The 14,125-nt window shown below is 43.6% G+C and carries 11 protein-coding genes; 1 reads left to right on the forward strand and 10 read right to left on the reverse strand.

Features of this window, described 5'->3' with window-relative positions; translation table 11 throughout:
* Position 1: 1 nt before the first annotated feature.
* The 8 genes from QTP81_RS16275 to glmU form a co-directional block, all read right to left on the reverse strand.
* Complete coding sequence (locus QTP81_RS16275) at positions 2-1,582, reverse strand: ATP-binding protein (RefSeq protein ID WP_289366943.1); 1,581 nt, start codon at positions 1,580-1,582, stop codon at positions 2-4.
* On the reverse strand, positions 1,551-3,716 hold the full coding sequence (locus QTP81_RS16280; RefSeq protein ID WP_289366944.1) for a TnsB C-terminal domain-containing protein: 2,166 nt from the start codon (positions 3,714-3,716) through the stop codon (positions 1,551-1,553). The genes QTP81_RS16275 and QTP81_RS16280 overlap by 32 nt, the downstream gene beginning before the upstream one ends.
* The gene (locus QTP81_RS16285) at positions 3,707-4,510 is read right to left on the reverse strand and encodes a TnsA endonuclease N-terminal domain-containing protein (RefSeq protein ID WP_289366946.1); all 804 of its coding nucleotides are present in this window, start codon (positions 4,508-4,510) and stop codon (positions 3,707-3,709) included. The genes QTP81_RS16280 and QTP81_RS16285 overlap by 10 nt, the downstream gene beginning before the upstream one ends.
* 472 nt (positions 4,511-4,982) lie before the next feature.
* Positions 4,983-6,095 carry a nucleotidyltransferase family protein gene (locus tag QTP81_RS16290; RefSeq protein ID WP_289366947.1) on the reverse strand — a complete coding sequence of 371 codons (1,113 nt, stop codon included), beginning with the start codon at positions 6,093-6,095 and terminating at the stop codon, positions 4,983-4,985.
* On the reverse strand, positions 6,092-6,691 hold the full coding sequence (locus tag QTP81_RS16295) for a Cap15 family cyclic dinucleotide receptor domain-containing protein (RefSeq protein WP_289366948.1): 600 nt from the start codon (positions 6,689-6,691) through the stop codon (positions 6,092-6,094). Before QTP81_RS16295 ends, QTP81_RS16290 begins: the two co-directional genes overlap by 4 nt.
* Positions 6,692-7,059: 368 nt before the next feature.
* The gene (gene glmS / locus QTP81_RS16300) at positions 7,060-8,892 is read right to left on the reverse strand and encodes a glutamine--fructose-6-phosphate transaminase (isomerizing) (RefSeq protein WP_289366949.1); all 1,833 of its coding nucleotides are present in this window, start codon (positions 8,890-8,892) and stop codon (positions 7,060-7,062) included.
* A gap of 4 nt (positions 8,893-8,896) precedes the next feature.
* Entirely contained in the window at positions 8,897-9,664 is a 768-nt protein-coding gene (locus tag QTP81_RS16305) for a DeoR/GlpR family DNA-binding transcription regulator (RefSeq protein WP_289366950.1), read from the reverse strand.
* A gap of 152 nt (positions 9,665-9,816) precedes the next feature.
* On the reverse strand, positions 9,817-11,178 hold the full coding sequence (glmU, locus tag QTP81_RS16310) for a bifunctional UDP-N-acetylglucosamine diphosphorylase/glucosamine-1-phosphate N-acetyltransferase GlmU (RefSeq protein ID WP_289366953.1): 1,362 nt from the start codon (positions 11,176-11,178) through the stop codon (positions 9,817-9,819).
* Between the two features lie 140 nt (positions 11,179-11,318).
* Between glmU and QTP81_RS16315 the strand changes: the two genes are divergently transcribed.
* On the forward strand, positions 11,319-12,755 hold the full coding sequence (locus tag QTP81_RS16315; RefSeq protein WP_289366955.1) for a diguanylate cyclase: 1,437 nt from the start codon (positions 11,319-11,321) through the stop codon (positions 12,753-12,755).
* Here QTP81_RS16315 and QTP81_RS16320 read toward each other — a convergent pair.
* Together QTP81_RS16320 and QTP81_RS16325 are read right to left on the reverse strand one after the other, a co-directional pair.
* Positions 12,752-13,624 (reverse strand): DMT family transporter, encoded by an 873-nt coding sequence (locus tag QTP81_RS16320; protein ID WP_289366956.1) that lies wholly within the window; start codon positions 13,622-13,624, stop codon positions 12,752-12,754. The two genes, QTP81_RS16315 and QTP81_RS16320, sit on opposite strands and share 4 nt — an antisense overlap.
* 29 nt (positions 13,625-13,653) lie before the next feature.
* Positions 13,654-14,124 (reverse strand): methylated-DNA--[protein]-cysteine S-methyltransferase, encoded by a 471-nt coding sequence (locus QTP81_RS16325; RefSeq protein WP_289366959.1) that lies wholly within the window; start codon positions 14,122-14,124, stop codon positions 13,654-13,656.
* Between the last annotated feature and the right edge of the window lies 1 nt (position 14,125).

Below are 14,125 nucleotides of genomic sequence, written 5' to 3' on the forward strand. Positions count from 1 at the left end.
ATTAATTTATCAGCTTATCGAATAAACTATGCTGTGCATTTATGTCCTCCTCAGGCATAGATTGCATAGATTTTTTGACCGGCGATTGACCGACTTTTTTTGCCGCTTTCGGCTTTTGCTGTTTTAATAAGTCAGTCACGATTGGCAAAATAGCTCGTTTCTCAAGCCCCTTGTTTTCCGATAAGGCTCTTTCTACAGCAGGCTTAGCCTCAGCTTCACTGAAACCGCAGCAAACTAGGCAGTCCACGAGATCTTCCAGAATTGGTTCGACAGACGTCGGAGTACTTTTAATTGCAACAGCCTCAATAGACGAGTGCAGTTTTGCTATGTTGGCCGTAACAGGAGAAATGGGTAAGTCTGGGAATTCAGAAATCAGATCTGGATTCTTGGAACGCAAGGCCCTAATAACTGAATGGACAGATTTAAAATCGTCTTGATAAGTGCGCCTGATTAACTCAGCAGTAATAACTTCCTTTTGGCTGCGTATTGCATGAAGTTGTGTTTGTATAAATAGTTTTACAGCTAAGTCCAAAATTCCTTGAGTGCAATCATACCAAGTGCTAACGATTTCATTCGTTAGCTTTGCTCTAGGCTTACTCAAAAAATGAATATTCCACACTTTTCGAACGAAGTAATGCCATAGCTTATTCGTATCATTCGTTGAAGAGTAGTGAGATTGCAAGGGATCCCACGTATTAAAACCGGTAACTCTTCGCGCCAATGCTGCATGGGATTCCAGTCGTCCATAGGCGGCCGGAGTACCAGAAAAGACTACCGGAATCTTAATCGTATTAATTAATGAAACTAAGAAAGCGATAACTTCATCTGAATTTCTGGTTTTGCTTCGCCAAAACTGAAATTCATCTATCACTAGTATCCCAATGTGAAAGCGAACCACCGCAGCTTGCATCTTACGTAATAAACTATCTATAGACTCTCGCCGTTCTTCCCACACGGTGTTTGGCTTTCCAGTGGCTCGATTGATCGCATCAAAGAAGTTTTTACACAGTATTTTAAGGCTACCGTCATGCGGAAAATCCAAGAACAAATAGCTTAATTGGGTAATGCCCAAGGATTCATGTTGTATCACCTGATTGTAATGTGACAGTGCTCGCTTCAGAGAAGTTGTTTTGCCCGTACCAGGCACACCATATATAATCCCAGAGGGAGTGGCATGTTCAAAACTGGCTAGAGAATCTTTCATGACAGGCTCCCCACGCATTTGGCGACTATAGTTTTCTTGCAGTAGAGATGCGCTGTGCGTATGTGCAGGATTGCGAGCCACGTATCCTGATTTGATTTTTTGATCAATCCAAAGTGCAAGTTCATAGTGCTGTGGAAGCCCTACAAATATGTTGTTCAATTCCGCGACTAACGCGGATGACCTTTGCCCTGGAGCGGCCGCACGATCAATATCCGAAGGGAATCTATCAAATCGGTCAATTACTTCTTGAGGGCTTCCAAGAGAAGGTAAACATTCAATTAAAGGGTTCCCATCGTATATCGCGATATTTGTCTTTTTGTATATCGCTTTGACACTGCCTTTGATATCAGTATTCATCATCAATTCCATTTGTTTCATAATTCACTTCCTTGTTTAATCCAAAAATTCCGTCCAATATTGGATCTTTCGACTCTTCCTGAGCACTTTCCAAAATTGGGTCTTCTAGTCTGCTTTCTGCAGATTTTTCTGGTGCATACTGGTCAATAAGCACTTCTCGTTCAGCGTCTTTCGCTTGTTCTTTATTTCCTGGGATTTCCCTAATAGTTTGAGCTTTAGATTTTTTGTTAGCACTTCTTTTGTCTTTTTTAGCCGCGTTCACCATCTGCTCGATTCGTTCTTCAAGTTTAATAAGCTCATCTTCTTCTACTTCAAGCTGATTGTTTCGGACAGTGTTTTGGACTTCCTTTATCTTTTTAACTTGTAAGAATGATCTATCCAAATGTTCGCGAGACCTAACATGAAGCGCACATTCAACAGGTAACTCATTAGAATTTGGAATAAATACCCAAATAGTATTCACGCACATTGGGTCAAAAAGTATTTCAACGTTCTTAGGACGGCCTGAACTGCCTTTAAGTCGAGCAAACCAGCCTTTCTGTATTAGACTGTCGGAATTGTAGTGTAAGCCCTCGTAACAGACCCCATAATTACTTGTTGTTGCTGATGCGTGTGGCAGAACAGCAAGTCTTAGCCTTTTTTCATCAATTCGTCGCATACTTCCAGAACGATTTTCTAAACCCCAATTCCAGATATTTGCTGGCGTTTTAGCCATATCGTCTGGCATATCAGCTTCCCCATCGTATCCGAGCATAGGATGGGAGAAATTTCTTACCAAAATTATTGAAATCAGGATTTCTTCAATTTTGTCGAAGGTAAACGACGCCGTCAAACGACCATCTATAGCTCCGGATTTTTTTGTAGTTGCTTGAGAAGACTTACCATCAAATTTCCCTGAGAATGGTTTTTGAACAACACTAATACATTGTTCTACGATCCCTTTCATGTCACTTCTTCCACTCGCTGTGTTTTCGATTCGCATGCCCGTCATCGAAACTAGGCGAGTTCCTGACAGTCCAAAAAGTTCAGCTTTGTCAGACAACAATGCATCAGGTAAACCTACACCTGGCCATGACTCGCAAACTTTTTTGGAGATTTTGTGCTTCTTTAGAAGGTAGGTTTTGTCTTGAATTGCTGATAACAGTGCAATGGTGGCAGTGCGGTAACTCGGTGAGTGAAATCCAATGTAAAACCCAACTATATACCGAGAAAACACATCAATGACTAAGTACAGAATAGGCCGACCTAAAACTCGACTGGAATCTTTAGAACAAACTACGTAAACGTCTATGACTGTTGCGTCAATTTCATAGCGAGCTCCTGGCCCATACGCTGATGCTGTAGCGGTGCCAACTAATGCCCTCCTGTCTTTTAGATATACACGCTCACCTTCGCGTTTTCGGGCTATGAAATCTAAGGAATAATACTTATCTACAAAATGACGAAGGCTTGCCATCGAAGGAATTAGGTCATCTGACGTATAACTTTCATGTTCTCGACATAATGATTTAAACCGACGATAGGTGAATTTTAAATCTTTGTCTTTTCCCAGATAGAAAACGGTTACTACCCTATGCATGAGCTGTATATGAAAGTCCGTTCTTATAGCGTTTAATTTCTTTCCAGTATTGCTTTTGCGGCCGGGCTTTTTATCGGTAAATGAGCGTTGTTTTCCAGGAGCGCCACAAAACGCGTAATCGGGGATCATTGCTTCTTTGCATTGACCTCTCGCCCAATAGCGCCTCAGCAAACGGTAAAGCTTGCTTTTATTAACACCAGTTTTCTCTATTTGCTCGCTAATAATCTGGCCACGTTCGGTTGAATATAGATAATTACTGTTTTCAATAATTGGCTTTATCAGATTGAAGTCTTCATCTGCTTTGGTTTGATATCTTTTCCATTTATCCAGAGGAATAGCTGGTGGGTCATAATCATGGTTCTCCAGGATTTCAATCTCGTCTTCGAAGTAGAGTTCAAGTATTTCCTCAGTTTCGAATGTCTTTGGATATCCTCTATCGATGTCCAGCTCATACAAAAAAGTAGTTAAGTTGTTTGTTTCGATGACTCGATAGTTTTTCTCCTGCCATCTAAGCACCTCATTTCTGATAAATACTGGCAATGATTCACCAAGTGCTGATTCTGCTCCTATGCGCATAAGAAATGTCCACATGGTAAAACCGATACTTCACTGGCAAGTACCTCAAAAAACGGAATATCAAAATCAAACGTGAGATATTTATGGGCTAGGAGAACTCGCAAAGTATATAGAGACCGCCCAGATTCATTGTTCTGTTGGCGATCTATTTCAGAAGCTAAAGTCACCATTTTTGAATTTGGATTTTGGCTGAAAATATCCTCCCAAAAACTTAGCGTTTCGGGCATGTGCTCAATCATTACTACTTCGTTGAAAAAAGGGCTTAACCATCGCAAGTTTTCAGTTTTAACTGTGTTTAACTCTAGCTCTGTTAGTACTTCAAAAGGAACGTTGTTGTCTTCCCAGAATGATTTTTCGATAAGCAGCTTCTGGCAAACCCTAGCTTTCAATAATTCGGATGAAGGCTTTACCTGAAGTGCTAGTAGAGGAGCGTTGGGGTTGTTTGTATTCACAAGGAAGTCTGTTGTCATCACCATTTGTTCACCACGTACTTGGGGGTGGCGAAAACCTAATGAGTTGGCAATGAACTGAGTCTGCGGCATAGCGAGAGGATACTGTTCACGAATGTCTGTCACATGCTCAGACCACTCTAGTAAAAGATATGCCGAAAACTCTAGGTCAGACATGCAGTGCAATACTCGACCGCACTTTTTAGAGAATACTCGATGCGAGCGCCCTTGCGATGGCACATCATAAACATTCAGCCATGGCAGATAGGCAGCACCAGTTCCACTGCCTCTGCCCTCCTTTCGCCATTTTTCATAGCGTTTAGCATTTTGTTCGTATCGTCCCATGATTCGAATCTCTCTTACCTAACATGTCGCCAATACTAGCTTAAAAATTCAGCTTTTCAACAAGCGAAAAATAATTAAGTTATTGATATGTAACAAAAAAGATTGACAAAAAGACTTTGTCAATCTTTATGTTTAAGTAGTTAAAAAAGGTAAGAGACCTAGATCTTGCATTCAATCAAAAGGTTAGACGAGTGTTACGGTCAAAAATGTGATTTATTGCGTCTAACAAAAAAATTTTGTTTATTTCAGAGAAATTATTTTTAAAGGAATGTGAGGATTGCATGGGGGAGTCAAAATTAAAAAAACAGAAACATTCTTGAACTGATAGTTTTTTGGAACTAGTTGCTAAAACGTACTTTTCGTAAAGCGTTTGAACTGATTTGGAAGCTATACAAATTTATCCCAACCAAAGAGTGCATATCTAACATTTGCAGGCTGTAGAGCTGATGCTAAACGAGTAGTACTTAATACCTTACAAAAAAATTTGTTTTTGAAGCAATTGTTGTGAGTTATACACATCTAGGCCATATGGGTTTAGGCTTCTATATATTGATTTTGCAAGGTCGGAAACTTCACTATGTAAAATGGTTAGACCTTCGATCTTGTTTTCGTTATCAAAAACTTTTCGACTCCCGTCAGGAACTCTAATACCGTCTCGAAGAACTGGAAACTCAACAAGTATTGAGAGGTGAGCACGTAACTTTTCAACAAGAGCTAGGGTTAGGTATGTCGGACAAGCAAGTTGATCATTCATATCGAACCCGATTGCAGCAATGTCATAACTGGATAAATTTTTCGCTATGCGTTTCTTATAGTCTGGCATGTCAGCAATCAAGTTCTTCATCAAGCGAACTACCCTCTTAAGGTTGCCTGAGTACATAGCATCTTTGTCATTAATTCGCTTCATGTGCAAAAAGGGCTGATTGCCAATCAATTTATGATCACCCTTATGGTAGATTTCAACTCCTTTGTGATGTTTTGCGAAGGTCTTTTGATATTCATGAGTGTGATACCAGCACGCAGGTACGATATCCACTTTTCGTTTTAGGCTACCACCACTCAGAGCTATTGATTTGTTTCCCCTGCAATTCACTTCGGCTTGATGATATCTCGACGTTAATTTAGTCTCAGACTGTTGGCGCAGCTCTCTAATAATGTCCTTCATAGGCCGTGCGTCGCTGGCTACGCAAGCTGAGCCATCAATTTTGGGAGTTTGGACAAGAACTATATCAGACTTTAGAATTAACATATCAACGTCAGAATGGCCCTCGATGTGAACATCTAAAGCAACTGAGCCTTGAATTTCTTTTTCTGCATTTATTCCAACGGTAGCAAGCATACTTATAAGCGTATCTGCCACTCGTTCACCTTCCTCGATTGAGATTTGCGTTGACCGGCTGTCGACAGCGGCCATTGCACCAATTGCATATTTTATTGGAGCGCTTTCCGATAATTCTTCGTAGTGCTCTCTAGAACGCACATCGCTCTGACTATAAATTGAAAGATTATTGTCAAGAAGTGCTCTTTCTCTTGTTCCTTGACGCCTGTCCTTCAGGCTTTTGAGTCTATTTTCGAAACTAATCATTGCGCATTCCTCGCAAGACCCATTTTACCGAATGTTCTTCTACCGTTGCTATTAAAGTAGGCTCCTGTGCCCGATGTTAAATCTTTATCAATATACAATTCACAGTAGCCTTTGTGATAACTGAGTTCGTGTGTTTGCTCTATGTTCGGATGGTTGCTGTAGCTGTAACTCAAGCGCCAACCAGCTTGGCTTCCACTCGCTTTGGAGAGAGTTGCCGTATAGCTCTCACTGGCGCTATCTTTTGTTTTCAAACATATGACAATCCTTTCCCAAGTTTGCTCTATATCAATTTCAGCGTCCCAACTAAATCTGACTTCCCCTCCTTCTGTAAGTGTTGTGCCTGTAACTTTCCATACACCGCTGAGATCTGGAATTTTGAACAAGGGTATTTTCCAAGCAAACTTATTAAATAACCAATGAAGACCGAAATATACAACGCCTGTTGTGATCGCTACTCCTGTTACAGCCTGGAAGCCAGTGAGTTCGTTTACCCAAGATATGAGGCCAGATACGGCCCCTGTTACAACAATAGATGCAACACCCAGCCAGCGCCCTATGGTAGCTCTATTGTGACCAAAAACAGCGTAATCGTGCATATGCACCTCTCTACTTTAATTAACATATTTGTTCGAGATCCGCGTTTTCAACTGTAGATATAAGAATTTTAAAAAAAGTACCTCTATACCGTTGGGGAAAAGGTATTTTTATATGAATTGATGAGAATTTGAAGCTTACTTATTGAGTTGTTAGTTATTAGAGAATAATCACAATTTTTCAAAATCATGATTTAGCAAAGAAGTCTGTTGTGATCTGGTGTAGTCGTATAACTCAATTGATTTAATTTAAACAAAGAGCTCCGATATGCGAGCTCTTTGTTTCAAACATTAATTCATAGTTCCAAACTTTAATTCCAAGTTTCAAACATTAATTCCATCGAACAAAAGGGGCTTACGCCCCTTTTCAATTATTCTACGGTAACAGATTTTGCCAGGTTACGTGGTTGGTCTACGTCAGTGCCCTTAATAAGAGCCACGTAGTACGACAATAATTGTAACGGGATAGTGTAGATAATCGGTGCAATCGCTTCTTCACAGTGCGGTACATTGATCACTCGCATCGTGTCATCGCCTTTGAAGTGAGCATCTTTATCGGCAAATACATACATAATACCGCCGCGTGCACGCACTTCTTCTACATTCGACTTAAGTTTTTCCAGTAGCTCGTTGTTAGGTGCTACTACGATGACTGGCATTTCATCGTCAATCAAGGCTAATGGACCGTGTTTTAACTCACCTGAAGCGTAAGCTTCAGCGTGAATGTAAGAGATTTCTTTAAGCTTAAGGGCACCTTCCATCGCGATTGGGTATTGATCGCCGCGACCCAAGAACAAGCTGTGATGCTTGTCAGCAAATTCGACGGCCAAACCCTCAATGCCTGCGGTCAGACTCAGCGTTTCTTCTAATTTGCTTGGCAAGCTATTTAAACCTTGAATGATGGCTGCTTTAGCGCTGGCATCTAAACCATTGTGCTCACCCAATGCTAGGGTTAATAACAAAAATGCGGTTAACTGAGTGGTAAATGCTTTGGTTGAAGCAACGCCAATTTCTGCCCCAGCTTTGGTCATATACGCAAGATCTGATTCGCGCACAAGTGACGAGCCTGGTACGTTACAGATCGTCAGCGTCGACATATAACCTAGCTCTTTAGCAAGGCGTAATGCGGCAAGTGTATCGGCCGTTTCACCCGATTGGGAAATGGTCACCAAGAGGCTATTTGGATGAACGACTGATTTGCGGTAGCGGAATTCTGACGCGATTTCGACGTTACAAGATACGTTTGCATACTGCTCTAACCAGTAGCGCGCAGTCATACCGGCATGATAACTGGTACCACAGGCAATAATTTGCACATGGCGCACGTCTTTGAGAATGTCATCGGCGTTGTCACCGAACAAGTTGGGCGCTATACCGGTTTCGGTTAAACGGCCTTGCAGGGCGTTGCGCACAACGGTTGGTTGCTCGTGAATTTCTTTGAGCATGTAGTGGCGATAGCCACCTTTATCACCAGCATCGTGCTCGACATTGGACTCGATAATTTCGCGCTCAACTGGATTGCCGTCAACGTCAAAAATATTCACTTCGCGACGTGTAACTTCGGCTACATCGCCCTCTTCTAAGAAGATAAAACGACGCGTAACAGGAAGTAGTGCAAGCTGATCTGAGGCGATAAAGTTTTCACCTAATCCCAATCCAATCACTAGCGGGCTGCCAGAGCGAGCAACAACCACGCGGCTAGGATCTTGAGTATCCATGATCACTGTGCCGTACGCGCCGTGGAATTGTTTAACCGATTTTTGTACCGCTTCAAGCAAGCTCGATGAAGACTTCAATACTTCATTTACTGTGTGCGCGATTGTTTCTGTGTCGGTATCACTGCTAAAGGTATAACCTTTGTTAGTTAGCTGTTGACGTAAGTCTAAATAGTTTTCGATGATACCATTGTGAACAACGGCAATCCGCTCTGTAGAGGTATGCGGGTGGGCATTATCTTCGGTAACACCGCCGTGAGTAGCCCAGCGCGTGTGAGCGATACCGGTTGAGCCTATGCTATTGTCAGGCGTAACGGCATCCGCCAGTTCCTGTACCTTACCAACGCGGCGTAAGCGACGAAGCTCGCCAGAATCTGATAACAATGCAACACCTGCTGAATCGTAGCCGCGATATTCCAGTCGCTTTAGGCCTTCAAGCAAAATCTCAACTACGTTGCGTTCTGCAACTGCACCGACTATCCCACACATACTCTTAATCCTCTGGTTGGGCGCGCACCACTTCCACGCCATGTTGGGTAATTTGTTGAACCGATGCAGACGACATGCTTGCATCGGTAATTAATGTATCAATACTCGACCATGGCAACTCCACATTGGGGATCCTGCGGTCGAGTTTATTGGCTTCGGCCATAATCACTACGCGCGCCGAATTTGCGGCCATGACTTGGCTTAAATTCGTCAATTCGTTAAATGTTGTTGTGCCGCGGGCACTATCTAACCCTGCCGCACCAATAAATGCTAAATCAAAATCATAGGCGGCTAACATCTTTTCTGCCATTTGTCCTTGAAATGATTGTGATTGTTGGTCCCAAGTACCACCACAGCAGAGCACTTTGGGTGGGTGCTCAGATTGGGTGAGTTGGTTAGCTACGGTAAGCGAGTTAGTCATTATGATAAGGTCACTGCGCTCAATCAGGTGAGGCAGCATAGCCAAAACCGTTGAACCGGAATCGAGCACTATCCGATCACCGGGTTTAATGAGCTTTGCCGCTTGGTTAGCAATGGTTAACTTTCGATTCGAAAGCTTATCGCTTTCGTTTTGAGGTTTTGTCGGTTGCAGGCTCACTGCGCCGCCAAACCGTCGAACTAGCTTGTTATCGGCTTCTAATAGGCGTAAATCTTTGCGAATAGTCACTTCGGAGGTGGCGAACTCTCGGGATAAGGCGTCGACTTGCACTTCGCCGTGTTTGGCGAGCAAATCGAGGATGCTTTGATGCCTTTGTTGAGTTGCTGTGCGCATTAAAAGAAAGCCTTTAATTTCGAAGTGAAAGAAATATAGCTTTCAAAATGAAAAGATCAAGTATAAAAACGAAACATTAAGTATGTTTTTTAATACTGGAAAAGATATTGGGTACCGTTGCTCAACTCAGTACCCAGTAATTTCAGTTGATCTTACGATTTCTTAACTGGACGTTGCCAACCATCGATATTGCGTTGTTTGCCACGCGCAACGGCTAATTGGTTGTCTTCAACGTCTTTGTTAACAACAGAGCCAGCACCTACAGTAGCCATTCGACCAATGTTAACAGGTGCAACTAAAGATGAGTTCGAGCCGATAAATGCATTGTCACCAATAACGGTTTTCGACTTGTTTACGCCATCGTAATTACAGGTGATGGTACCAGCACCAATATTGGCGTTTTCACCGACTTGTGTATCGCCCAGATAAGTCAGGTGGTTCGCTTTTGAGCCTTTACCTAAGGTGGTTTTTTTCATTTCAACAAAATTGCCGACCTTAGCACCGTCACACATAACAGCGCCTGGGCGCAAACGTGCAAATGGACCGACGTTACAATTCGCCTCGACGCGGGCTTGTTCGACAATCGAATTGGCTTCAATTACGGTGTTGTCGCCAATCTCACAATCAATGAGTACACAGTTGGCGCCGATTGTGACATTGTTGCCAAGCGTTACCTTGCCTTGGGCAATAAAGTTGATATCGATAATGACATCGTTGCCGACGGTCAAATCGCCACGCACATCAAATCGCGATGGATCGGCTAATGTAGCGCCAGCTAGCATGGCGGCTTCTGCTTGCTCGAGCTGGTGTGCGCGCTCCAGTGCCGAAAGCTGTACGCGATTATTCACGCCTTCGACTTCATAAATACGCTCGGGGTGGGCGGCACGTATCTGTTTGCCTTCATTGGCAGCCATAGCAATAACGTCAGTAAGGTAGTATTCCCCCTGGGCATTGTCATTGCTTAGTTGGCCCAACCAACGCTTGAGGTCGGCACCCGGAATAACCATCATACCGGTGTTAATCTCTTTGATAGCGCGCTGGGCATCCGTTGCATCTTTGTGTTCAACGATGGCTGTTATGTTGTCGCCGTCGCGAATGATACGGCCCATGCCGGTTGCATCATCCAGCTCAACGGTTAACAGAGCCAAGTCTGCATTAGCTTTCGCGGCGAGTAAGCGTTGTAAGGTAGCGGGTTTAATCAGTGGTGCATCACCGACTAGAATGAGGACATCGTCATCGTCGTTAATTTGATCAGCCGCTTGTTGCACCGCATGGCCTGTACCTAATTGCTCTGCTTGCAAGCACCAGTTGAGATTTTCTCCAGTAACAGTTTGTTTGAGTAAATCACCCCCGTGACCATACACCAAATTAACGCTGTCAGCGCCTATTTGCTCAACCGTATTGATAATCCTTTGCACCATAGGTACGCCAGCAATGGGATGGAGCACTTTAGGTAGTGCGGACTTCATTCGCGTGCCTTTGCCCGCAGCTAGAACAACAACCGATAATGCCATAGTCAAAATTTCCTTACTTTCGTTGGCGCGAAGTGTAACTAACAATGATTAATTTGTCAGCGCTCAATTGCCTTGCAGCCACTTCGTGCTATCATTTACCTGCATTTGCTATGATGCGTCACCATGGATAAGGTTGAGTAGTGAGTATTTTCAGAACACTTCATCGCAGTATTTTAGTGCTGTTTGCGGTTGTCGTTGTCTCAATCGTGACGTTGGTACATTTCAGTATCAGTAAGATTGTTGCCGAGCAGAGCCGTGCACAGCAGGAATCGATGTCGCCGGCAATTGATTTGGTCATAGACCAAATGTTTAAACCTCTACATATCGCCGAAACACTAAGTAAGTCTCGCGAACTCATCGATTTGATGGATATAGAAGAAAACGGTGAGATCGACCAATCCAAAGCACTGGCTATGCTGCAGCGTTTAGAGCAAGAGTTTGGCATGATTTTCTTTATTGCCAGTGAACAACAACGTAAGCAAATTAACTCTGATGGCACTACCATAGACCTCATTGAAGGCGAGGTAAGCTGGTACTTTAAATACAAAGACAGCCCCCGAAACGCCGTAGCTGACATCGGTAAATGGGAAGATACGCACTTTTATATCGATTTAAAAATCTATGATGATGATGGACGATTCTTAGGTTTCTTTGGCGTTGGTAAGTCACTCACTAGCTTCTTGTCGATCTTTGACGCTTATAAGCGTGAATATGGTTATGACTTTATTTTTGTCGATAATAATGACGACATCATGTTAAGTTCCGACCCCCAGCTAATCGCCGAATTTTCAGACTTTAAAAATCTTACTCAACTGCCTTGGTTCGTGACCTTAGATGAGCAAATTCAATTAGATAAGAACCTTAACAATCAACTCGTCATTGTCAGTGGTATGGATCACTTGATCGCCGAGATCATTTTGGGTCAGTTCGACTGGACGCTCTATTTACTCAGTCCACTGGATGCTCGACAAACCGAAATTTCGCGCGGCTTTATCGCCAGCGTAGTGACTTTATTGGTGGTTATTTTTGCCTTGTTTTTGGTGATCTACAACATCCTATACTACTTCCGTAAAGACATGCAGTCTAACGGTGTGCAGTTTACGCCAGCGCGTTTGCCTGACCGTTTGATGGTCGAGCAAAAGTACAACGAATTTATGGACCAGAAACGCGCTTTAGCAATTGTAATCATCGATATTGATAACTTTACCGCGATCAATGATACGTTTGGGCGCAATGTTGGCGATGAGATTATTGAGCGATTTACTGCGTTTTTGACCAGCAAAGTTCGTGATCGCGATGTCGTTGGTCGCTGGAGCAGTGAAGAGTTTATTATACTGCTACCCGATACTGGTCCTCATGAAGCCTACGATATTGCACAAAACTTGCGCCATGGTGTGACCACGATTCAACCGCCGGCAAGCCATCAGAATTTGTTCTTAACAGCTTCATTTGGTGTCTCTTATACCGCGACTCAACGGCCGATGAACGAAGTGACCGCCAATGCCGATGATGCCTTGTATCAGGCCAAGCGCGATGGCAACAATGTGGTTAGAATGCAGTTGATCGAAACCAACTAAGTGTTGCGTCGCTGACGCACCAGTCCATTGGTTAGTGCCACACCGAGCAGAATACACAAACCGCCTAAATAAACCGGCATCGACAAACGTTCAGACAAAAATACTGCGCCCCAGATAACACCAAAAAGAGGGACTAAATACGCGACGGTAATTGCTCGTGCCGGACCAACATTGGCGATTAAGTCGAAATAGAGAATGTAAGCAATTCCTGTGCAGGCAATCGCCAGTGTAATCGCCTGCCACCAAGCGTCGAGACTGGGAGACGTCGAGGGCCAGGTCAATACGGCTAGCGGTAGCAACACAATAGAGGCAAATAATTGGCTGCCCGCTGCAATCGCCAGTGGTTTTATGCCGCTCATGTAACGCTTCATGTAACTGGCGGCGATGCCATAGCAACATGTGGCCATCAAGGCGGTCGCAATTGGCAGAAAGCTTACGTCACCCTCTGACACCTTTGCCCAGCTTAATTGAGTCACACCAAAAAAGCCGATAAACAAACCAAGAATGGCACTTCTAGATAGGCGATCAGAGAGCCACACAAACGCAATTAATGCGCCAAACATCGGTGCTGTAGCATTGAGTATAGAGTTATAGCCAGCTTCCAAATGCAAACTACTGTAATTGAACAAACAAAATGGGATCGCAGTATTAACTACCCCGATGATTGCTATGTGATGCCAATGTGTCAACACATCGCGCCACTGATTGCGCAGCAGTACAAAAGGGGCAAGAAATAAGGTGGCTAATACTGTGCGTACTTCAACTAGGGCGTAAACACCGAACTCCGGCGTCGCGGCACGCATAAACAAAAATGAAGAGCCCCAAATAGCGCCTAATAACAATAATTTAAATATCGACGATGCGGTCAATTGTTGCGATCCGTATAAAGCCTGAAGGGCTATGTGAGTAAATCGAGTTGTTGTCCTTGCTCTAACGACAACAACCACTGCTTGCGTTCAATGCCACCAGCATATCCGGTTAACGTACCGTTACTGCCAATAACACGATGGCAAGGCACCACTATGCCCAATGGGTTCTTGCCATTTGCTGCCCCGACTGCGCGACAGGCGTTCAGGTTACCTATTTGGGTAGCAATATCAAGATAACTCGCTGTGCTCCCATAAGGAATTGATAATAACGCCTGCCAGACTTGTTGTTGAAAGGTAGTGCCTTGAGCCGACAGGGCCAAATCAAACGTTTGGCGCTCGCCGTCAAAGTACTCTTGCAGCTGAGCCTTGGCCGCTTGTGTATGGTTGTTCGGTTTAACTGCAGCGCTAGGCTCATCGACAAATACTATTTCAGTCATTCCATTCTGATTCGCACTAATCGCCAATAGGCCAATGGGCGTTGTTAAGTAATCTATCGCCATG

This window comes from Neoalteromonas arenosi (assembly GCF_030362855.1).
Taxonomy (GTDB): domain Bacteria; phylum Pseudomonadota; class Gammaproteobacteria; order Enterobacterales; family Alteromonadaceae; genus Alteromonas_E; species Alteromonas_E arenosi.